Origin of the sequence: Pseudomonas sp. 22189 (assembly GCF_052045635.1) — a bacterium.
In the GTDB taxonomy this organism is placed as follows: Bacteria; Pseudomonadota; Gammaproteobacteria; order Pseudomonadales; family Pseudomonadaceae; genus Aquipseudomonas; species Aquipseudomonas parakoreensis.
Genome location: NZ_JBQEPG010000022.1, coordinates 26767 through 50164 on the forward strand (window position 1 = coordinate 26767; position 23398 = coordinate 50164).

At 62.4% G+C, this 23398-nt stretch carries 11 protein-coding genes; 5 read left to right on the plus strand and 6 right to left on the minus strand.

Translation table 11 applies throughout. The annotated features are described in order from the left end of the window. Positions 1 to 28 precede the first annotated feature (28 nt). The 3 genes from ACTJKS_RS21345 to ACTJKS_RS21355 all read right to left on the minus strand — a co-directional run bounded on the left by ACTJKS_RS21345 (position 29) and on the right by ACTJKS_RS21355 (position 2725). On the minus strand, positions 29 to 514 hold the full coding sequence (locus ACTJKS_RS21345; RefSeq protein ID WP_041069716.1) for a GNAT family N-acetyltransferase: 486 nt from the start codon (positions 512 to 514) through the stop codon (positions 29 to 31). Between the two features lie 208 nt (positions 515 to 722). Next, complete coding sequence (locus ACTJKS_RS21350) at positions 723 to 2045, minus strand: ATP-binding protein (RefSeq protein WP_108183372.1); 1323 nt, start codon at positions 2043 to 2045, stop codon at positions 723 to 725. After that, on the minus strand, positions 2045 to 2725 hold the full coding sequence (locus ACTJKS_RS21355; RefSeq protein ID WP_007969056.1) for a response regulator: 681 nt from the start codon (positions 2723 to 2725) through the stop codon (positions 2045 to 2047). Before ACTJKS_RS21355 ends, ACTJKS_RS21350 begins: the two co-directional genes overlap by 1 nt. Before the next feature lie 296 nt (positions 2726 to 3021). On the opposite strand from ACTJKS_RS21355, the gene ACTJKS_RS21360 reads away from it, so the two are divergent. From ACTJKS_RS21360 to dsbG, 4 genes are all read left to right on the plus strand, one after another. Further along, on the plus strand, positions 3022 to 3705 hold the full coding sequence (locus ACTJKS_RS21360) for a hypothetical protein (RefSeq protein WP_041069709.1): 684 nt from the start codon (positions 3022 to 3024) through the stop codon (positions 3703 to 3705). Positions 3706 to 3829: 124 nt separating this feature from the next. Then, complete coding sequence (gene dsbD / locus ACTJKS_RS21365) at positions 3830 to 5563, plus strand: protein-disulfide reductase DsbD (RefSeq protein ID WP_262948423.1); 1734 nt, start codon at positions 3830 to 3832, stop codon at positions 5561 to 5563. Next, positions 5564 to 6433: a TlpA disulfide reductase family protein gene (locus ACTJKS_RS21370; RefSeq protein ID WP_095668688.1), complete on the plus strand. Its 870-nt coding sequence runs from the start codon at positions 5564 to 5566 to the stop codon at positions 6431 to 6433. Next, positions 6409 to 7179, plus strand: a complete 771-nt coding sequence (gene dsbG, locus ACTJKS_RS21375) for a thiol:disulfide interchange protein DsbG (RefSeq protein WP_262948426.1) — start codon at positions 6409 to 6411, stop codon at positions 7177 to 7179. The genes ACTJKS_RS21370 and dsbG overlap by 25 nt, the downstream gene beginning before the upstream one ends. A gap of 77 nt (positions 7180 to 7256) precedes the next feature. Here dsbG and ACTJKS_RS21380 read toward each other — a convergent pair whose 3' ends face one another. Together ACTJKS_RS21380 and ACTJKS_RS21385 are read right to left on the minus strand one after the other, a co-directional pair. Further along, entirely contained in the window at positions 7257 to 8069 is an 813-nt protein-coding gene (locus ACTJKS_RS21380) for an alpha/beta fold hydrolase (protein WP_440828986.1), read from the minus strand. Positions 8070 to 8298: 229 nt separating this feature from the next. Then, a complete protein-coding gene (locus tag ACTJKS_RS21385) occupies positions 8299 to 21297 on the minus strand; it encodes a non-ribosomal peptide synthetase (RefSeq protein ID WP_440828987.1) in 12999 nt (4332 codons plus the stop codon). A gap of 369 nt (positions 21298 to 21666) precedes the next feature. Here ACTJKS_RS21385 and ACTJKS_RS21390 point away from each other — a divergent pair, with 369 nt between their 5' ends. Further along, complete coding sequence (locus ACTJKS_RS21390; RefSeq protein WP_027613402.1) at positions 21667 to 22221, plus strand: RNA polymerase factor sigma-70; 555 nt, start codon at positions 21667 to 21669, stop codon at positions 22219 to 22221. Between the two features lie 97 nt (positions 22222 to 22318). Here the strand turns inward: ACTJKS_RS21390 and ACTJKS_RS21395 are convergent, their stop codons facing one another. Beyond that, positions 22319 to 23332 carry a GNAT family N-acetyltransferase gene (locus tag ACTJKS_RS21395; RefSeq protein ID WP_108183376.1) on the minus strand — a complete coding sequence of 338 codons (1014 nt, stop codon included), beginning with the start codon at positions 23330 to 23332 and terminating at the stop codon, positions 22319 to 22321. Between the last annotated feature and the right edge of the window lie 66 nt (positions 23333 to 23398).

A 23398-nucleotide genomic window follows, 5' to 3' on the forward strand; every position in this document is an offset into this window, starting at 1 on the left:
GCGAGGATTTAGACCCTTGATCAAGTTGTCAGCCAGGCAATGCCAACGGCTTGTACAGCGTCACGCGGTGCAAGCCCTGATCGCTGGCGGGTGGCGCCGAATCGCAATAGCCCAGATGTCGATAAAAAGCCGCGCCACTGCGGGTGCTGGCGATGCACGCCTGCGGCACGCCACGAATCCGCAGCCAGCCCTCCAAGTCGCTCATCAGCGCACGTCCTGCGCCACGGCGAAACCATTCCGGCTGCACATGGCAAAAGCCGATGTCACCGCTGGCTGTGGCCATGCCGACCCCCACCGGTTTGTCCTGTAGCAGGGCGACGTTCAGGTAGCAATGCGAGTCGGCAAGGCGCGCACTGATGATGTCGGCGGATTGCCGGTCAATCCAGCGGTTGACCTGCTGCGGGTCGTTGCGGTGTTCCAGCGCACAACCGACGCGAATCGAACGCTCGATGATGCGACTGATGAGGCCGGCGTCGGCAGGTTTCGCTGGACGAATGCAGATCGGTGCTTGCATGGCGCGTTCCCTCAATCCATTGAGTCAGAGCAGCCCCGACCTTAGCGTCGAGAGCTGTGAATCACTAATGGAGAGAAGTTACATTTGATGTAGACCAACACAAATCCCCTGTAGGAGCTGCCGCAGGCTGCGATCTTTTGATTTTGATTTTTTCAAGATCANTCAAAAGATCGCAGCCTGCGGCAGCTCCTACAGGGGGGAAGTGTTTTCAGAGTGACTGCAGCGGCATGGTCAGCTCAACGCGCAGCCCATCCGCGCGGCTGTCGAAATGCAGGGTGCAGGCGCAGCGCTGGACGATAGCCTGGACGATGGCCAGGCCGAGGCCGCAGCCGGTGCTCTGGCCGTTGCGCCAGAAGCGTTGGGTCAGATGCTGCAGATCTTGCGCCGCAATCCCCGGGCCGTGGTCGCGCACCACAAAACGGGCGCGCTGGCCGACGGTTTCCAAGCTCAGCTCGACCTCAGCGTCCGCGGGGGTATGGCGCAGGGCGTTGTCGAGCAGATTGCGCAACGCGGCAATCGACAGCACCGCCGGCATTTGCACCGGCGCACTGGAGAGCTGCTTGGGCAAGTGCAGTTTGATGCGCTGACGCTCACCGCCCGCTGCATCCTGCATCGCCAGTTTCGCCACCTGCTCGGCGCTGCACTGCACGCCATCATCGAACGACAGACTGCCCTCGACCCGCGCCAGCAACAGCAGTTGCTCCAGCGTGCGGTGCATGCGGTCGGCGCCCTCCTCGGCCCGCGCCAGCGACTGATCGCGGGCACTGCCTTCGGTCATGCGCGCCACTTGCAGGTGGGTCTTGATCGCGGTCAGCGGGCTGCGCAGTTCATGCGCGGCGTCACCGGTCAGGCGGCGTTCACGCTCGATGGTCTTGCCGATGCGCTGGAACAGCTGGTTCTGCGTATCGAGCAACGGTTTCAGTTCGCTGGGAAATGACTGCAACTGCAACGGTTCCAGCGAGTCGGCGTTACGCCGCATCAAGGCTTCGCGCAGGCGATTGAGCGGCGCCAGGCCCTGGCCGATGCCCAGCCACAACAGGCACAGACAACCGAGCAACGCCACGCCGACCGGCACCGAGGCCGCCAGCAGGATCGACATGTTCAGCGCTTCGCGTTCAATCTGCCGATCAGCCGTGGTGATCCGCACGTCGCCTCGCGCGAGGGTAAAACTGCGCCACGGCGCGCCATCGATCATCTGGTCATGGAAGCCCATTTTTTCTGCTTCCAGGGTTTGCTCGGGACTGCTGTGACTACGCGCGAGAATCTCCCCGCGCAACGAACTGACCTGACACGCCATGCCGCCGGGAATGTTCAATTGTTCGGCGCTGAAATGGGTGCCCTCGCCCTTGCTCGGCAGCGCCGGCAGTTGCTCCAGCAGCCCGGCGACCATGCGCGCCGAAGCCACCAGCCGCTGATCGAGGGAAAACATCATTTGATTGCGCAAGTCGCTGAGCATCCAGGCCGCGGCCAGGGCCCAGATCAGGGCAAACGCGGCGCCGAGGGTCAGACTCAGGCGCAGACGCAGGCTCATCACTTCTGTTGTTCTCCACCATCGGCCGGCCCAAGGCGATAACCCAGACCGCGCACGGTTTCGACGATGCCCTTGCCGAGTTTGCTGCGCAGGTGGTGGATATGCACGTTGAGGGCGTTGCTCTCCAGTTCATCATTGAAGCCGTAGACGCTGTCCTTCAACTGCTCGGTGGACAACACCCGGCCACGGTTGTGCAACAGCGCCTGCAACAGCGATTGCTCGCGGCGCGACAAATCCACCGGTTGCCCGGCCAGAGTGGTTTCGCGGCTGCTTGGATCGTAGGTCAGCGCACCGTGCTCAATCAGGTTGACGCTACGCCCGGCGACCCGGCGCAGCAGGGTTTGCAGGCGCGCGAACAATTCACGCAGATCGAAGGGTTTGAGCAGGTAATCGTCAGCCCCGGCTTGCAGGCCGTCGACCCGGTCGGTCACCGAATCGCGCGCAGTCAGGATCAGCACCGGAATTTCCAGGCCCTGTTGACGCAGTTGTTGCAGCAACTTGAGGCCATCTTCGTCGGGCAGGCCAAGATCGAGCACCATCACGTCGAATTCGGCGACCTTGAGCATCGCCCGTGCTTTCGAGGCGGTATTGACGTGCTCGACCGTCAAGCCTTGGGCTGTCAGGCCGGCGACGATGCCACTGGCGATCAACTCATCGTCTTCGCAAACCAGTACGTGCATGGTGGTTCCCTGAAATAAAAGGCAAGTCGAACAGAACAGGATTAAGCCGCAATTATGGCAGGGCGACAACCAACACGGCAGCGACTCGTTTGTTCGCCGGGTCCGGACTCAAAACTGCCAACAGACAACTTGCGCAAGAACAAGGCTCAATCAACATAAAAACAAACTAGCCGACATGAAATTCAACACCTTCAAACTATACAAACCCACAACTAAAAACTAATCTCGCTTTCGCAAGTTACATACAACTAATCAAAACTTTAAAAACATAAATCAACCTATTAAAGGAACCATGAATGAGCATTACAAAAAACTTCGTAGCCGTTGACTGGCGCACCGGCCCCGACCGCATTTATTTCTTCTTCCCGGAGAAAAACAGTTATTCCCGTTTCGACTTCGAGGATAACAAAGTACTTTCCGGCTTCCCCAAGCCGGTGGATGGCAAATGGGAAGGCTTCGACAAGACCGCTGCAGACTTGCGCTTTGGCTTTACCACGACGACCACCCACTGGAACGGTGGCGTCGACACGCTCTGGCTGTTCTACGACGAAGGAACAACACCCTCCGTTTGTGAGTTCAGCCAACAATCCGACAAGGCACTCTCGAAAACCCCCATCGCAAAATCAAAGTGGGAAAAAATATTGCCTTACTACGACAAAATCGTTGGCGTCATGTGGGCTGAAAGCACTGCGCAAAGAGAGAGTTACTGGTTCTTGTTAAATGACGGAAACTATCTGATCTACGAAATATACTCAAAGACCCTGGAACTACTACCTCTTAAAGGTTCGCCCTGGGCATCGCTGGAAGAATATAAAAGCCAAATGATGACAGCCGTCACCAATGACTACCCGACCTTCGACACTTACTTTTATGTTTTCCTGAACGACAACCGCTACCTGCGTTATGAACAGAGCGCGAAAAAAGTATTTGGCCCGTATACAATCTCCGACTCAACCTGGCCGGGACTGCTGAAGGACTGAGCCACTCGCAGGCACCAGTGAATCGGCGTCGGGTCGCCCATCCGACATCGTGCGGGGCGGTTAATCATCGGTTAATCGCCACCCGCCACTGTGCACCAGACTTGCACAGGGACAAGGCTCCTCCATGCGTCATTTTTTTCTTTTGTTTGCACTGCTGATCTCCAGCCTGGCCCAGGCCGGGAACAATCCATTCGAGACCAAACCGGAATTTCTGCCGGTCGACAAAGCCTTCGTGCTGACCTCCGAACGCCTGGAATCCGGGGAAACCCAACTGTTCTGGCAGATCACGGACGGCTATTACCTGTACCAGAAACGCCTGAAATTCGACGGTTTGTCGGCAGAGCAGCAGCCGACGTTGCCCGAGGGCGAGTCGCACAGTGACGAATTCTTCGGTGAACAACCGGTGTATCGCCAAGGGCTGGAGGTGAAAGTCCCGGCCTCGGCCAGCGGTCAGATCAAGGTCAGCTATCAGGGCTGCGCCGATGCCGGCCTGTGTTATCCGCCGCAGACCCGGGTCATTGACCTGGGCGGCAAAGCAACACCAACGGCCAGTGCTGAAGCGCCGGATCAAGCCTTGGCCAGCAGCCTGCAACAACGGGCGCTGGGCTGGAGCCTGCTGGTGTTCTTCGGCCTCGGCCTGCTGCTGGCGTTTACCCCGTGTTCATTGCCGATGCTGCCGATTCTGGCGGGCATGATTGTCGGCAGCGGCGCCACCCCGCGTCGTGGTTTCGCCCTGGCCAGCAGCTATGTGATCTGCATGGCGCTGGTGTATGCCGCGATGGGTGTGATCGCCTCGTTGCTCGGCGCCAACCTGCAGGCGTGGCTGCAAAATCCGTGGCTGCTGGGTGCCTTTGCGACGATTTTCGTGGTGTTGGCGCTGCCGATGTTCGGCTTCTTCGAATTGCAATTGCCGGTGGCCTTGCGTGATCGCCTCGAACACGCTTCGCGCAGCCGTAACGGCGGCAGCCTGATCGGCGCCGGAGTGCTCGGCGCGTTGTCCGGTCTGCTGGTCGGCCCGTGCATGACCGCACCGCTGGCCGGCGCCTTGCTGTACATCGCGCAGAGCGGTAATGCGCTGCACGGTGGCTTGATCCTGTTCGCGCTGGGCATCGGCATCGGTGTACCGCTGTTGCTGTTGGTGACCGTCGGCAACCGCTTCCTGCCCAAACCCGGGGCATGGATGAACCTGCTCAAGGGCATCTTCGGCTTCCTGTTCCTCGCGACTGCGTTGCTGATGTTGCGCCCGGTGCTGGACTCGTCGCTGTGGCTGGGCCTGTGCGGCGCGCTGCTGCTGATCGCGGCGTTCTGCGCCTGGAAGCAATCGGAAGGCTTCGGCCGCGTCGCCCAGGTGTTCGGCGCCAGTTCGTTGCTGCTCGGTCTGTGGGGCAGTCTGTTGCTGATCGGTGCCGCTGGCGGCAGTGACGACCCGTATCAACCGTTGCAGGTGTACAGCGCTGGCCGGGTCGCCAGCACCACGCCGAGCGGGCATGACGCGTTCACCACGATCAAGGATCCGGCAGCCCTGCAGCGCGAACTGGATAGCGCCAAGGCTCAGGGCCAATGGGTGCTGCTCGATTACTACGCCGACTGGTGCGTGTCGTGCAAGGTCATGGAGAAACAGGTGTTTGGCAAGGACAAGGTCATGCAGGCGCTGAGCGATGTGCGCCTGCTGCGCCTCGACGTCACTGCCGACAATGCCGCCAGCCGCGAGCTGCTCGGCCGCTACAAAGTCCCGGGGCCACCGAGTTTTGTCTGGATCGGCACCGACGGCGAAGAGCGGCGCAGCCAGCGCATTACCGGCGAAGTCGATGCCGAGACGTTCCTGCAACGCTGGACCACCACCCGAGACGCCAATTAAATGCTGACGTTCACCCTCGGCACCTTTGCCATCGCGCTCAACCACCTGTTGCTGATCAGTGCCTTGGCGCTGGCGACCTTTGTCGGCTGGCGGGTGGCCAAGCGTGGTGGCGATAACCCCGAGTCGGCGCTGTTCAGCCTGTTCCTGCTGGGCATGCTCGCGGCGCGCGTGGCATTTGTCGCCCTGTACTGGGGCCACTATCGCAACGATCCGTGGCAGATCATCGACCTGCGCGACGGTGGTTTCCTCGCCTGGCCGGGGGTGATCGTGCTGCTGCTCGCCGCTCTCTATCGCGGCTGGCGTCGCCCGGGGCTGCGTCGGCCACTGGGTTTTGGCGTGGCCAGTGGTGTAGTGTTCTGGCTGTTGGCGACCCTGTCACTGAATATCTACGAACAAGGCACGCGCCTGCCGGACATCACCCTGCGCAACGCCGCCGGCGAGACCATCCAGCTCAGCGACTATCAGGGCGGCCCGCTGGTGATCAACCTGTGGGCAACCTGGTGCCCGCCGTGCCGGCGCGAGATGCCAGTGCTGGAAAATGCGCAACAACAACGCCCGGACCTGACCTTTCTGTTCGTCAATCAGGCCGAAAGCATGCAAAGCGTTGCCACCTTCCTGGAAACCCAGGGCCTGAGCCTGAACAACGTGCTGTTCGACCGCAGCGGTCGACTCGGCCAGGCCGTGGGTTCCATGGCACTGCCAACTACGCTGTTCTATAGCCCTGACGGTCGCTTGCTGAGCAGCCATCTGGGCGAACTGTCGAACGCCAGTCTGGCCCGCGCCCTGGAAAACTTCGACACCCCGAATCCAACCGCCGCACCGGCCACCTCTGCAAGGAAACTGCCATGCCCCGCCTCCGCCACCTGCTGACGCTGACCCTGGGCACTGCCCTGCTGCACCTGCCGTCGGTGCAGGCTGCCGAAGAATTGCCCGCCGCGATCAAGCAGATCGAAGCCAAGGGCGCAAAAATCGTCGGCCAGTTCGACGCCCCGGACGGCTTGCGCGGCTATGCGGCGCAGTACCAGAACCGTGGCATGGCGCTGTACCTGACGCCGGACGGCCAGCATGTGTTGCTCGGCAATCTGTACGACGCCGACGGCAAGGACTTGAGCAGCGAACCGCTGCAAAAACTGGTCTACGCGCCGATGGCCAAGGAAATCTGGGGCAAGTTCGAAGCCAGCAACTGGATTCAGGACGGCGACAAGGATGCGCCGCGTACCGTGTACCTGTTCAGCGATCCGAACTGCCCGTACTGCAACATGTTCTGGGAACAGGCGCGGCCATGGGTCAAGGCCGGCAAGGTGCAACTGCGGCATATCATGGTCGGGATCATCCGCGAAGACAGCCCGGCGAAATCCGCCGCCCTGCTGGCTGCGAAAGATCCGGCCAAAGCCCTGGAAGACCATGAGAAAGCCGGCAAGGCCAGCACCCTCAAGCCCTTGAAAGACATTCCAAAAGCGGTGCAGACCAAACTCGCCGCCAACATGCAATTGATGGAAGACCTCGAACTGCAGGCGACGCCGGCGATTTTCTACATGGATGACAAGGGTGAGCTGCAACAGCAGCAAGGTGCGCCTTCGCCGGAGAAACTGGCGAAAATTCTCGGGCCGAAATAAGCCAGATCAAGAGATCGCAGCCTGCGGCAGCTCNGGAACGCGTTTTCTGTAGGAGCTGCCGCAGGCTGCGATCTTTTTCAATGTCGCTCAGCCAGGAAGGCGAACAACACCTCAGTAACAAACTGCGGATTCTCCAGACTGGAGATATGCCCCGCCTCCGGCACCAGCACCCACGGGCAGCCGATCAATTCGGCCATTTCCTGTGCTTCGGACGGCGGTCGCGGTTTGTCCTGATCGCCGCACAGCACCAGCGTGGTTGCGGCATTCAATTCGCCCAGACGCGGCAGCAGGTCATCCCGACTGAAGGTGATACGCCCCATGGGCACGATGCTTTCGCGCAGGCGATCCGCGGTGTACGCCGCCAGTTTCGCGCGGAAGTCCTGATACAGCGCCGACTGCGGATCGATGCCCGGGCGGAAGAAGATCGGTACCACGATGTCGAGTAATTGTTCGGAGATCTCGCCGCTTTCCTCGATTTGCTTGAACAGCGAAAAGTAGTACTGGCGGGTGGGTTCCGGCTCCACGCCAACGTACGTATCCATCAGCACCAGGCCATTGAGCCGCTGCGGTGCCGACAAGGCCAGGCGTACGCCCCATATACCGCCGACAGACAGTCCGATCAACGTGACCCGGTCGATACCCAGATGATCGAGCAAGGCCTCGACCTGCCGCGCGATGTCATCCAGCGACGTGGTGCCTGAGGGTAAACGCCCGGACTCACCATGGCCCCACAAATCCAGCGCAATCACCCGATAGTGCGGTGACAGTGCAGCGATCTGCGGCGCCCACATGGCCGTGTCCCACAGATAACTGCCCGCCAGCAACACGGCCGGGCCGGTGCCTTGATCAATGTAGTGCAGCGCTTGTCCGTCAACCGTGAAGAAAGGCATCGACCACCCCCGCGATGAAAAAGAGAACCGGCAGACTGAGCTGCCGGTTGTTGATCGTCAACCCTGGATATGTACGTGAATATGCCGGTTTATCGGTGTTGAATGCACTGACGCCATCGCTGGCAAGCCAGCTCCCACAGTGATCGAATGTGTACACAAATTATGTGCTCACCATGAAACGTGTGGGAGCTGGCTTGCCAGCGATGGGGCCGGAACAGGCGCTGAAGATTTACAAGCCTTCCAGCTCCGCCATCAGATCATTCAAGCGATCCACCCTGTCCTCGGTCATGTCACTCGCCGCCAGGCCTTCGATGTACTCGGCCAGTTCCTGCACCGTGCTGCACTCGAACATCGCTCGCAGCGGCACATCGCGTTGCAGGGTTTTCTGCACCCGCGAGGCGATCTGCGTGGCCAGCAACGAATGCCCGCCCAGCTCGAAGAAGTTGTCGCGTACCCCGACCTTGTCGACCTTGAGCACTTCGGCCCAGATGTCGGCCAGGGTCTGCTCCAGTTCGTTGCGCGGGGCCAGGTAATCCTCGCTCTGCAACTGGCCGATCTCCAGCGCCGGCAAGGCCTTGCGGTCGAGTTTGCCGTTGGCGTTGTGCGGCAGCTGATCGAGCAACAACCAGTGCAGCGGCACCATGTATTCCGGCAGTTCGCTGCGCAGGCGTTGCTTGATCCGCTCCAGACGTTCGCTCGGGTTGAGCGCCGAATCCGCCGCGACCAGATAGCCGACCAGGTGCTTGCCGTTCGCCCCCTCTTGCACGCCGACCGCCGCATCGCGGACTTCCGGTTGTTCGTGCAGACGCGCTTCGATTTCACCCAGTTCGATGCGGTAACCGCGAATCTTCACCTGATGGTCAACCCGGCCGACGTACTCCAGCACCCCGTCACTGCGCCGCCGCGCGAGGTCTCCGGTGCGATACAGACGCTCGCCCGGCGCGCCGAACGGGTTCGGCACAAACACCGGCGCGGTGCGCAACGGATCGCTGACGTAACCGCGACCGACGCCGGTCCCGGCCACGCACAACTCACCCACCGCGCCCAGCGGCACCAGTTCCAGCGCGCCATCGACCAGGTACAGCAAGTTGTTGTCGGTCGGCGTACCGATCGGCAAATAGCTGCCGCGAGTCGAGGCCAGGTCGACGCGGAAGAACGCCACGTCATCGGAGCATTCCGCCGGGCCGTAAGCGTTGACCAGACCGATGTCCGGATAACGCAGCAGCCATTGGTGCGCCAGTTCCGGCGGCATCGCTTCACCGGTCGGCAGCATCCAGCGCAGGCCGTCGAGGCTCAGGCGTTCCGAGGCGAGCATGCCCTGAATCAGCGACGGCACGCTCTCCAGCACGGTGATGCCCTGCGCTTGCACATGCACCAGCAAGCCTTGCGGATCGTGGGCGATGACGTTCGGCACGATGTCCACCCGCGCGCCAAACAACGGCGCGGCGAGGAACTGCCAGACCGAAATATCGAAGCTTTGCGAGGCGGTCTGAGCGATCACGTCGGCGTCCGTCAGTTGCAGATACGGCACCTTGCTCAGCTGGTTGTTGAGCATGCCGCGCTGCTCGACCATCACGCCTTTCGGCAACCCGGTCGAACCTGAGGTGTAGATCACGTAGGCCAGGTTGTCCGGGCCACTGTAGATTCCCGGGTTCTGCAGCGATGTCGCCAGCGCCTGCACGTCTTCCCAGACCAACAGCCGAGGACGGTTGGCGCAGCTGAACTCATCGAGCAAAGTCTGCGCCTGTTGGCGGCAGGCTTCGCTGCACACCAGCACTGGCGTGCGGCTCAGCTCGATGATCCGCTGCAGACGCTGGCTCGGCAGGCCCGGATCCAGCGGCAGGTAACCGGCACCGGCCTTGAAGCTGCCGATGATCATCCCCAAAAGATCCAGATTACGTTCGGCCAGCAACGCTACCGGTTGATCCAACTGCACCCCGGCGGCGACCAGTGCATGGCCGAGGCGGTTGGCGTTCTGGTTCAGCTCGGCATAGCTCAGTTGCTGGTCGAGGCAAGTGGCGGCGATGCGCTGCGGATACGCCGCGACCTGTGCTTCGAACAGCGCCACGTAGCTGTGCTCCAGCGGATAATCGTGGGCGCTCTGGTTGCAGCCGTGCAGCAGGAATTCCTGCTCATCAAAGCCCAGCAGCGGCAAGTCGGCCATGTCGCCGTGGAAACCATCGACCAGCGCCAGCAGCAGGCGCTTGAACTCGCCGAGCATGCGCTCGATGGTCGATTCGTCGAAGTAACGCTGGTCATACGACAGATGCAGACCGAGGTCATCGCCCGGGTAGCACACCGCCGTCAGCGGGAAGTTGGTGTGGGTACGACCGGAGTCCGATGTCGCGTTGAGGCTCTGCGCACGGTCCAGCACCGAGACTTCCACCGGCGCGTTCTCGAACACAAACAGACTGTCGAACAGCGGCTGGCCTTTCGGCAGTTCGCTCTGTTCCTGAATGCTCACCAGCGGCAAGTATTCGTACTCGCGCAGTTGCATGTTGCTGTCGAGCAGTCCGCTCAACCACTGCCGCACGCTGGCGCGTTGGTCGTCCGCCGGGATCTGCACCCGCAGCGCGATGCTGTTGATGAACAGGCCGACGGTGCGTTGCATCTCCGGCAACTCCACCGGGCGCCCGGCCACGGTCACGCCGAACAGCACGTCGCGATCACCGCTCAGGCGTCGCAGCACCAAGGCCCATGCCGCCTGGGCGAAGGTGTTGATGGTCAGTTGATGGGCCTGGGCCAGCTCGCGCAGACGGGCGCCGTCCTCGACATTCAATCGCGTGTAGCGGTCGCCAACGATCATGCCGCCGCTTTCGCCCGCATGTTCACGCAGGAACGGCCGGTCGCTCGGGATCGGCGTGGTGCGCTCGAAACCTTGCAGGTTCTGCTGCCACCACTGGCGCGCCTCGGCCAGGCTCTGGCGTTGCAGCCAGCCGATGTAGTCGCGGTAACGCGGCGGCACCGACAATTGTGCTTCGCGACCTTCACCGAGAGCAGTGTAGATCTCGAAGAAATCGTTCATCAGCAGCGAACGACACCAGGCATCGATGAGGATGTGGTGGTTGCTCATCATGAACCAGTAACGCGCCGCGCCGACCTTGATCAAACGCAAGTGGAACGGTGCCTGATTAAGCAGATCGAACCCGGCCTCACGCTCGCTTTTGAGCAGCGCCTGCAGCTTCGGCTCTTGCTCGTCCTCGGCAACGGCGCTCCAGTCCAGGTACTCGATCGGCGTGCGCCCCGGCGTGTGGATCACTTGCAGCATGTCTTCGCCGACGTTCCAGCAGAACGATGCACGCAACGCTTCATGACGGGCGACCACCGCTTGCCAGGCCTGGGCGAAACGCTCGGAATCCAGCTCGCTGTTGATGCGGTAGCGATCCTGCATGTAGTACAGACCGGTGCCCGGCTCAAGCAAGGTATGCAGCAACATGCCTTCCTGCATCGGCGTCAGCGGATAGACGTCTTCGATCTGCGCCGCTGGCACCGGCAGGGCATCGAGTTGCGCCTGGGTCAGTTTCGCCAGCGGGAAGTCCGACGGTGTCAGGCCGCCGGCTTCGTCCTGCAGGCAATGTTCGATCAGACTTTGCAGCTCGCCGAGGTAAGCGTCGGCCAGGTCATTGATGGTCTGCGCGTCATAACGTTCGGCGCTGAAGGTCCAGCGCAGCAACAGTTCACCGCCATACACCTGACTGTCGATGCTCAGCTCGTTGGGCAGCGGCGCCTGCGGATCGTGGGCTGCACCGACCGGCTCATCCAACGGACGGAACAGCGCATCACTGGCGAAACTCTGGTCGAACTGGCCGAGGTAGTTGAAGGTCACCGGAGCATTCGGCAACGCCGCCATGCTGCGCTGGCTGAGGTCATCGGCCAGATAACGCAGCACGCCATAACCGAGGCCTTTGTGCGGCACCGCGCGCAGTTGCTCCTTGATCGCCTTGATCGAAGCGCCCTGCCCAGCGGCCTCTTCGATGTTGTGCGGGGTCAGGCGCAACGGATAGGCGCTGGTGAACCAACCGACGGTGCGGGTCAGGTCGATCTCGTCGAACAGGGTTTCGCGGCCGTGGCCTTCCAGTTGGATCAATGCCGACGGCTGCCCGCTCCAGCGGCACAGCACGCGGGCCAGCGCGGTCAGCAGCAGATCGTTGACTTGCGTGCGATAGGCGCGCGGCGTCTGCTGCAGCAATTGTCGGGTACGCTCGGCATCCAGGCGTACGCTGACGGTTTGCGCGTGACGATTCTGCTGTCCGCCCTGCGGGTTTTCGCACGGCAGCTCGGCGTTCGGCCCGGCCAGTTGGGTTTGCCACCAGTTCAGTTCCTCACGCAACGATTCGCTGCCGGCATAGGCCTGCAAACGTGCTGCCCAATCCTTGAAGGCACTGGTTTTCGCCGGCAGTTGTACCGACTGTTCGGCGTCGAGCTGGCGATACACGGTTTGCAGATCGTCAAGCAGCACGCGCCACGACACACCGTCGACCACCAGGTGATGGATCGCAATGAACAGGCGTTGCTGACCTTCGGGCCCGTCCACCAGCAAGGCGCGCAGCAGCGGGCCGGTTTGCAGATCGAGACTGCGCTGGGCATCGGCAAACAGCGCTGCGCACTTGTCCATCGCCGCCACCCGCACCTGCCACAACACCTCGGCGTCGGACACCGGTTGATGCGTGGCCTGCCATTGATCGTTGACCTGGGTGAAACGCAGACGCAGGGCGTCGTGCTGCTCGATCACCGTCAGCAGCGCCTGTTCCAGACGATGCGGTTCCAGCGCCACGCTCGGCTCCAGCAGCAGCGCCTGGTTCCAGTGCTGACGCTCAGGAATATCAGTGTCGAAGAACCAGTGCTGAATCGGCGTCATGGGCGACTCGCCGACCACCAGCCCCTGCTCGGCAGTGACTTGCTCGCTGCGGCTGGCGACTGCAGCCAGGGTCTGCACCGTCTGATGCTGGAACAGATCCCGCGGGCTGAAATGAATGCCTTGCTGCCGCGCCCGGCTGACCACCTGAATCGACAGGATCGAGTCGCCACCGAGCTCAAAGAAGTTGTCATTGAGACCGACCTGTTTGACGTTGAGCACCTCGCACCAGATCTGTGCCAGGGTCTGCTCCAACTCGCTGCTCGGGGCGACGTAGTGCTGACGATTCAGCTCGGGATCCGGCGCCGGCAAGGCGCGGCGGTCGAGTTTGCCGTTGGCGGTCAGCGGCATGCTCGCCAGCAGGATCAGGTGCGTCGGCACCATGTAATCCGGCAGTTGCGCCTTGAGGTGTGACTTCAGTGCTTCGCGCAACTCGGCCTGGTGGGTTTCGCTTTGTTCGGCGACATCGCTGACCAGGTAGCCCACCAGTTGCTTGCCGCTCGGCGCATCCAGCGCCAGCACCACCGCTTCGCGGATCGAGTGGTGATCGAGCAGACGGGTTTCGATCTCGCCCAACTCGATCCGGAAACCACGGATTTTCACCTGATGGTCGATCCGCCCCAGATATTCCACCAGCCCGTCGGCACGCTGGCGCACCAGATCGCCGGTGCGGTACATGCGCCCGCCATCGGCGGCAAACGGGTCAGCCACGAAACGCTCGGCGCTGATGCCCGGACGGTCGTGATACCCCTGCGCCAGACCGGCGCCGCCGACGAACAACTCACCGGTCGCGCCTTGCGGTACCAACGCCAGATCGGCATCAAGAATGTACGCCACACGGTCACCGATCACGCTGCCGATCGGCACGCTGCCGGCGCCCTCTTCCAAGACCTCTGGCGCAAGACTGGCGAGCGGCATGACCACGGTTTCAGTCGGGCCATAGGCGTTGAAGAACAGACTCGGTTTGAACGCGGCGCGAATCCGTTGCAAGTGCTCGCCGGTCAGCGCTTCGCCGCCGGTGATGATCATCCGCACCGGCAGAGTTTCATTCTGCGTGGCGAGGAACTGCGCCAGCTGGCTGCCGTAGCTCGGGGTGAAGCCGAGCACATTGATCCGGTGGGTGCGGATCAACCCGCAGATTTCTTCCGCATCCCACTGCCCTTGCGCTCGCAAAACCACCTGCGCGCCGCTGAGCAGCGGTACCAGCAGACGCTCGGTGGCGGCGTCGAAGTTGATCGAATAGAAGTGCAGTTCGCAGTCGTCCGGACGCATGCCGAAACGCTCGATCACCGCCTGGCAATGCATGGCGATTTCACCGTGCGACACCACCACGCCTTTCGGCTGGCCGGTCGAACCCGAGGTGTAAATCAGATAGGCCTGATGCTGCGGCAGGCTGATGAATGGCAGCTCGCTGGCTGGGTGATCGGCCAGTGCCGCGCTGTCATCCTCCAGGCACCAGCGCGCCACGCTCGACGGCAAATCGCCAAGGGCGTTGAACATCGCCCGGTCGCTGAGCAGCAGACCGATGCGGCTGTCTTCGATCATGTAATGCAGACGGTCGAGCGGGTATTCCGGGTCCAGCGGCACATAAGCGCCACCGGCCTTGAGAATCGCCAGCAGGCCGACGACCATTTCCAGCGAGCGCTCCAGCGCCAGACCGACCCGCACCTGCGGACCGACCCCACGCTCGCGCAGGGCCCAGGCCAGACGATTGGCGCGGGCATCGAGTTCGGCGTAGCTCAACGTCTGCCCAGCGAACGTCAGCGCAGGCGCGTCTTTGCGCGCCAGCGCCTGCTCGGCGAACAGATGATGGATGCATTGATCGAGACGCCGTTCGCCCGGTTCGACACCGAGGCTGTCGAGCAGGTGTTGCTGCTCCGTCGGGTCGAGCAGCGGCAACTGGCTCAGACGCTGTTGCGGATCGGCGATCAGCGCTTCCAGCAGATTGCGCCAATGTTTGGCCATGCGCGCAATGGTCGGTTCATCGAACAGATCGGTGCTGTAGGTCAGGCAGCAACCGAGACGATGGTCGAGGTCGGTGACTTCCAGGTTGAGGTCGAACTTGGTCGCCCGCGCATCGTTGGCCAGGTACTCGACGGTCATCCCGGCGAGCATGCGGCTCTGCTGGAACTCCCAGCGCTGCACGTTGCACATCACCTGGAACAACGGGTTGTACGCCGCACTGCGTGGCGGTTGCAGCGCTTCGACCAGATGATCGAACGGCAGGTCCTGATGCGACTGGCCTTCGATCACGGTGTGGCGCACTTGCTCGAACAACTCACCCACCGACATCTGCCCATCGAGCTGGCAACGCAGCACCTGAGTGTTGAGGAATGCGCCGATCAGCCCTTCGCTTTCCGGGCGGATCCGGTTGGCCACCGGCGCGCCGATGCGCAGGTCGGTCTGGCCGCTGTAGCGGTAGAGCAAGGTGGCGAGCGCGGCGGTCATGGTCATGAACAGGGTCAGACCGTTTTGCGCATTGAACGCTCGGACGCGGGCGGCGAGGTCATCACTGAGGTCGAAACGGAACAGTTCACCCTGATGGCTTTGCACCGGTGGCCGCGGACGGTCCCCGGGCAGTTCCAGCAACGGATGTTCGCGACCGAGTTGCGCGGTCCAGTAGTCGAGTTGGCGCTGACGTTCGCCGGACTCCAGCCACTGCCGCTGCCAGACGCTGTAATCGAGGTACTGCACCGGCAACGCTTCCAGAGGCGAGTCGCGTTCATCGACGAAGGCTTCGTACAGCGCGCTGAGTTCGCGGGCAAAAATGTCCATCGCCCAGCCTTCGGTGACGATGTGGTGCAGGGTCAGCACGAAGTAGTGCTCATGCTCGGCGGTCTTGACCAGGCAGGCGCGCAGCAGCGGGCCGCTTTCCAGGTCGAACGGCAGATGCGCTTCTTCGTCGGCCAGTTGCTGGACGTTCTGTTCGCGCTGGTCAGCCGGCAGTTTCGAGAAATCCTTCCAGCCCATGCGCACCCCGGTCTCGGCATGCACCTGCTGACGGGCCACGCCATCGACGCTCGGGAATGTGGTGCGCAGGGTTTCGTGGCGCAGAATCAACGCCTGCAACGCCGCCTCGAAATGCTCGACGTGCAACACGCCGCGCAGGCGCGCCATGCCGCCGACGTTGTACGCCGGGCTGTCCGGCTCCATCTGCCAGAGGAACCACATGCGTTGTTGCGAATAGGACAGCGGCACCGCCTGGCGGCGGTCGACTTTGGCAATCGGCGGCTGTTGGTTGGTCTGGCCGCTGGCCTGGATCAGGCGGATCTGTTCGGCGAAATCACCGAGTTCGCTGTGTTCGAACAAGGCGCGCAGCGGCAACTCGACGTCACAGGCCTGACGGCTGCGCGAGATGATTTGTGTGGCCAGCAACGAGTGCCCGCCAAGGGCGAAGAAATCGTCGCGCAGACCGATCCGTGGCAGACCCAGCACTTCACGCCAGATCGCGGCGATCTGTTGCTCCAGCTCAGTGACCGGTTCGACGTGTTCACGCACTTGCCACTGCGGCTCAGGCAAGGCGCGACGGTCAAGTTTGCCGCTCGGGCTCAGGGGCATTGCATCCAGACGCATCAGTTGCGCCGGGACCATGTATTCCGGCAGCTCGGCGGCCACCGCGGTTTTCAGGCGGGCGATCTGCACGTGCTGATCTTCGCTCGCATCGACAGCGGTGAAGTAGCCGATCAATTGCGCGCCGGCCACGGTTTCGCGCACCAGCACCACGGCCTGGGCGACGCCGTTTTGCGCCAGCAGCCGCGCTTCGATTTCTTCCGGCTCGACGCGGAAGCCGCGCAGTTTGACCTGCTGATCGAGACGCCCGAGGTATTCGATCACGCCGTCAGCGCTCCAGCGAGCACGGTCACCGGTGCGGTACAGACGCGCGCCCTGCTCGCCCAACGGGTCGACCACAAAGCGCTCGGCCGTCAGTGCCGGACGACCAAGGTAACCCCGGGCCAGACCGATGCCACTGATGCACAGTTCACCCGGTACACCGGCCGGCACAGGATTGAGCTCGGCGTCGAGCACGCGGCAGATCACGTTGCCCAGCGGCCGGCCAATCGGCGAGCGCTCGCCATCGGCCGTGGTGCAGTGCCAGTGAGTGACGTTGATCGCGGTTTCGGTCGGGCCGTAACGGTTGTGCAGTTGCACCGCCGGCAGTTGCGCCAGCACGCGGTTGCGCAGTTCCGCCGGCAGCGCTTCACCGCCGGAGAACACCCGACGCAGGCTGGTGCATTCGGCGCTCAGCGGCTCGTCGATGAACAGCGAAAGCAGCGGTGGTACGAAGTGCAGCGTGGTCACGCCATATTCTTGAACAAGCTGCGCGATACGATGCGGATCGCGGTGTTCACCGGGGTCGGCGATCAGCAGACGCGCGCCAGTGATCAGCGGCCAGAAGCATTCCCACACCGATACGTCGAAACTGATCGGCGCCTTTTGCATCAGCACGTCGCTGTCATTCAGGCGATAGCTGTCCTGCATCCACTGCAGCCGTTCGGCCAATGCGGCGTGGGTGTTGCCGACGCCTTTCGGTTGCCCGGTGGAGCCGGAGGTATAAATCACGTAAGCGAGGTTGTCGCCGTGCAGGTGCAGACCCGGTGCCTGGCTCGGCCAGTTTTCCAGGTGCAACGCGTCCATGGCGATCACGCTGACGCCGTCACTGGCCGGCAGACGTTCGAGCAATGCAGTCTGGGTCAACAACAGTTCGACGCCGCTGTCGCGGAGCATGTAGGCCAGACGTTCGGCCGGGTAATCCGGATCCAGCGGCACGTAAGCGCCACCGGCCTTGATGATCGCCAGCAGGCCGATCAGCAGTTGCGGCGAACGCTCGGCAGCGATTGCCACGCACGCGTCCGGGCCGACACCTTTGTCGCGCAGGTAGTGCGCGAGGCGGTTGGCCTGGGCGTGCAATTCGGCGAAGTCGAGGCTACCTCCGTCCCACACCAGCGCGGTGCGTTCCGGGGTCTGCCGCGCCTGTTCGTTGAGCAGTTCCGGCAGCCAGTGTTGCGCCGGGGTGCAGGGGGCGATGCTCCATGCTTGTTGCTGTTCGTGCTCGCACGGCGTCAGCAATGGCAGGTCGCCGATCGCCTGCTGCGGTTGCTCGCAGACGGCGCGCAGCAGGTTGCTGAAATGTTCGGCCAGACGCTCGATGGTCGCCGCCTCGAACAGTTCATCGGCGTAGTCGAAGGACAAGGTCAGGCGCCCGTTGCGATCCTCTTCGCTGTGCAGTTGCAGGTCGAACTTGGCTTCGCGGCTGTGCCACGGCAGTTCTTCGGCGAGCAGGCCCGGCAGACGCTTGAGCGCACTCAGGTCGCGCTGCTGGTGGTTGAACATGACCTGGAACAGTCCCTGTTCGCGAGCCTGCGGGAACGCTTCGAGCAGTTGTTCGAACGGCAGATCCTGATGGGCCTGAGCCCCCAGCGCAGCCTCGCGGGTCTGCGCCAGCAACTCGCCAAACGACTGCCGCGAATCAACCTCGGCACGCAGTACCTGGGTGTTGATGAAGAAGCCGATCAGGCCCTGGGTTTCCAGGCGCGGACGGTTGGCATTTGGGATGCCGATGCGGATATCGCGTTGACCGCTGTAGCGGTGCAGCAGGCTCTGGAACGCTGAGAGCAACAGCATGAATGGCGTCGATTGATGCGCCTGCGCAGTCTGCTTGATCGCGTCGCTGAGGCTCACGCCGAGGCGCACGCTGTGGCGCGCGGCGCTGTGCAATTGTCTGGCCGAGCGCGGGTGATCGGTGGCCAGTTCCAGCACCGGATGGTCGTTGCCCAGTTGGGCTTTCCAGTACGCCAGTTGCCGCTCGCCCTCGCCTTGCGCCAGCCATTCGCGCTGCCAGCTGCCGTAGTCGGCGTATTGAGTGGGCAGCGGCGCAAGTTCGGCGCGCTGGCCTTGGGATGCCGCGGCGTACAGGCGCGAGAATTCATCGATCAGCACGTTCAGCGACCAGCCGTCGGCGATGATGTGGTGCAGCGTCACCAGCAACTGGTGATCTTCGTCGTCGAGGCGCACCAGCGTCACCCACAGCAGTGGGCCTTTTTCCAAGTCGAATTGTGTGCGTGCTTCGTCTTCGCGGATCTGTTGCGCGCGGGCTTCACGCTCGTGCACTGGCAAGTCGCTGAGGTCAATCAGTTGCAGATTGAATTCAGGCGCCGCCTCGACCTGTTGCAGCGCCACACCGTCACGCTCGAAAAAGCGCGTGCGCAGCGATTCGTGGCGTTCGATCAGTTGCTGGAAGCTGGCGCGCACCGCGTCCTCGTCCAGCTCGCCACGCAGACGCAGGGCACCGGGAATGTTGTAGGCGCTGCTGTGCGGGTCGAGTTGCCAAGTGATCCACAGCCGGTTTTGCGCCAGCGATTGCGGCAGTGCTTCAGTGCGCGACAACGGGGTGATTTCGCCTTGGGCGCTGCCGCCGTCCTGTTGCTGTTGCGCCACGGCAGCGGCGAATGCGGACAGGATCGGCGCCTCGAACAGCAGACGCAGGTTCAGCTCCAGGCCCAGTTCTTCGCGCACCTTGGCGATCACTTGAGTTGCTGCAATCGAGTTGCCGCCGAGCAGGAAGAAGTGGTCGTCGGCGTTGACCTGTTTGAGATTGAGTTGCTCGGCCCAGAGCTTGCCGATCAGGGCTTCCAGCTCGGAAGCCGCCAGGGTCGATTCGGTATTTTGCACCTCGGCGGACGGGAACACCGCGTAGCTGTCAAGGCTGCCATCGGCCAGACGCGTGGGGCACGCCGAGCGTTGCAGCTTGCCGCTGGACGTCTTCGGCAATGCGCCGGGGTTGAGCAGCACCACCACGCTCGGCGCTTCCTGACAGGCCTCGGCCACCGCTTGGCGAATGGCTTTGATCAGCGCTTCGGGCGGCAGGATTTTCTGCACGCTGCGGCTGATTTCCGCCGCGATGCCAATGCCTTCTTCACCGCCCTGATTGACCGCGAATGCCGCGACGCGACCTTTGCGCACCACTTCCACTTCACGCTCGACGGTTTGCTCGATGTCCTGCGGATAGAGGTTGTGACCGCGCACGATCAGCATGTCTTTCAGGCGCCCGGTGATGAACAGTTCACCGTCGCGGATGAAGCCCAGATCGCCAGTGCGCAGCCAGGTCTGCCCGGCGTGCTGGACAAAGGTCTTGGCGCTGGCCTCGGGGTTGCGCCAGTAGCCGTGAGCGATGCTCGGCCCGGCGGCCCAGACTTCACCGACGAGGTTGTCGGCTCGTTCTTTGAGCGTGACCGGGTCGGCAATCAGCACCGCGTGATCGGGCTGGCTGATGCCACAACTCATGATCGCACTGCCGTCGCCCGGCTCGGCACGATTTTGCGCCAGCGCTTGATCGTCCACGCGTAACGCAGGAATACCGGTGCCACGCGGTGTGCCGGCAACAAACAGCGTCGCTTCGGCCAAACCATAGGAGGCCATGAAGCTGTCTTCGCTGAAGCCGCACGCGGTGAACTTCTCGGCGAAGCGCTCGAGGGTATCGAGACGGATCGGTTCGGAACCGGAATAGGCTACGCGCCAGCGGCTCAGGTCGAGTCGTTCCAGCGCCGATTCGCTGACCCGCTCGCTGCACAAGCGATAGGCGAAATCCGGCCCGCCGCTGATGGTGCCGCCGTATTGGCTAATCGCTTCAAGCCAGCGCAACGGACGACCGAGGAAGTACGCCGGCGACATCAGGATGCACGGCACGCCGCTGAAAATCGGCTGCAGCAATCCGCCGATCAGGCCCATGTCGTGGTACAGCGGCAGCCAGCTGACGATCACGTCGTCGGGGTTTACGTCGATGCCGAAACCGTGGCGAATCAGCAGCTCGTTGGCCACCAGATTGCCGTGGCTGACCTGCACGCCTTTGGGCAGCGCGGTAGAACCGGAGGTGTATTGCAGAAAGGCGATGTGGTCCTGCGGCAGGGTCGGCTCAATCCAGGACTCGGCCAGCGTGTTGTCGAGCGTATCGACGCACAGCAACGGCGGCGCGCCTTCGATGTGTTGCAAGGCATCGCGCAGGTCGGCGCTGGTCAGCAGCAAACGCGGTTCGGCATCGGCAATGATCGACAGCAGGCGTTCCTGATGATGACGACGGGCGGACTCCGGCGGATAAGCCGGCACCGCGATCACCCCGGCGTACAGGCAACCGAAAAACGCCGCGACGTAATCCGCGCCGCTGGGGAACAGCAGCACCGCGCGATCACCGAACTCAGCCTGGGCCTGCAATGCGGCAGCAATGGTGCGCGCGCGTTGATCCAGTTCGCGGTAACTGAGCACCACGCCCTGCTCCTCGGTTTCGGCGAGAAAGCGCAGGGCCAGGCGCTCCGGCGTGTGTGCCGCTCGGCGCTGGAGGGCTTGGACCAGAGTGCTGGGGAGTTCGAACGCGTCGGTCATGAGGTTTCCTGCCTGAATTCGGCTTGCTAGTGGAATCGAGGGGCTGCGTCACGCCGGTCGAGGGCGTGCAGGGCGTGGTCTGTGCCGACCGCGCAAGGCTTGCGGAATGCTGTCTGGCCGGGGCTGTGCGCCCGAAGCCATTCACCAATGAGAACGGATGACGTCTGCAAATAATTAGTCAGCGGGCAGGATCGCCAACGGGGGCCGGGGTGTGGCGGTGTGTCGCAGTTCTCGATTCGCACCTTTACGGAGCATTAGTTCTCTTTCTCAATTGACAATCATTATCATTCAACATAATTTGTCGCTCGATGTGTAGGACGGCCTCGTCCCCCGGCGTCCCACTAACCTATTGGCAGCAAGGTGATTTCCATGACGGAACAAGTATCCACAAGCAGGTGCGATTCACCGCTACTTCAGGCCTTCGTCGACAATCGACTGATTCTGGTCAAGATCGCAGCGCGCATTACCGGTTGCCGTTCGCGCGCCGAAGACGTGGTGCAGGATGCGTTCTTCCGCTTGCAATCGGCGCCGCCGATCACCTCATCGATCAAGGCGCAATTGAGTTACCTGTTCCAGATCGTGCGCAACCTCGCCATCGATCACTACCGCAAACAGGCGCTGGAACAGAAATACTCGGGCCCCGAAGAGGAAGGGTTGAATGTGGTCATTCAAGGCGCTTCGCCGGAAACCTCGCACATCAATTTCTCGACGCTGGAGCACATCGCCGACGCGCTGACCGAACTGCCCAGCCGCACCCGTTACGCCTTCGAGATGTACCGCCTGCACGGCGTGCCGCAAAAGGACATCGCCAAGGAACTCGGCGTCTCGCCGACCCTGGTCAACTTCATGATTCGCGATGCACTGGTGCACTGCCGCAAGGTGTCGGGCAGCCGTGGGGATGCGGCCTCGATGGGTCGGCGCTAAGTCCGGTTCATCGCAGAAAAAAGATCGCAGCCTTCGGCAGCTCCTACATGAGGTGTATTCCTCTGTAGGAGCTGCCGAAGGCTGCGATCTTTTGCTTTTACGCCAGCTTGCACCGATCAAAAAACCGCTCACGCCCCAGAATCATCAACGCCGCGCGCTTGTGCGGAAAGTCGAACTCCTTCTCGCAGTGGAAGCACTGGTTGTGCATGTGGCCGATCATCTTCGCGTTATCGGCACGCGGTTCAGCGACCACACGCTGGGTCCGCGGATCATCCAGAAACAGGTAGTGCACCAGCGCCGACAGCCAGCTCGCGACCTTGTGCGGGCCACGGTGGTTTTCCTCTCCCACCAGCATGTGAATGCCACGGTCGTAATTGTCGGCGTCGTAGAACGGCGCGATACGGTCTTCCTTGGCCCAGTAGGCCTCGAAATAGGCAAACGGTTGATCGTCGAAACAGCCGATCAGCGTCAGGGTGTGCGGATCGGCATCGAGCTTGCTCAGGTATTCGCGATGCTGCTCGAGACTGCCCTCCTCCTGCCAGAAACTGGCGACACGCGGACTGTTCTGCCAGCGATTGAAACGCGCCAGATCCTGCTCGATCTCCACCGTACGCAGGGAAATCCACGCCCCGAGACGCGCATCGAAACGCCGATAGACCTCGCCACGCGGCTTTGCCGGGCGCAGCGGATGGCGCTTGCCGTGACTGATCACCATTTGTTGCGGGTAGCTGCCGGTCAGCGACGTGCCCAACCAGGGTTGCGGCAACTGCCAGAACAGGGTGCGTTCGCAGCGGTATTCGCCAGCCACTTCGGTGCTGACCAGCAAACCGCTGAGCAACGCTTCAGTGGGTGGTTGATCGAGTTGCCAGAGCAGTTGCTGACAGTCCGGATCGCGTGCGAACAACCAGTAACAGGCCGCCCACAGCGCCTGCCCCACAGGCAGTGCATAACGCTCGTCGAGCTGGATCGGGCCTTTGGCCAGGCGATCCAGGCGCAGGCGAATCAGCGGTTGCCCGTCCAGGCTCAGGCTCAGACGGCTTTCAGTGGCATCGGCTACCAGTTGGCTGCCCGAAGGCAGGGCCAGGGCAGTCAGGTCATTCAGATTGGACATGGGTCGGGCTCACGATAATCGTCGACAGTTCAACGATGGGACGTGAGCCGAGAGGAGAAATTTAGC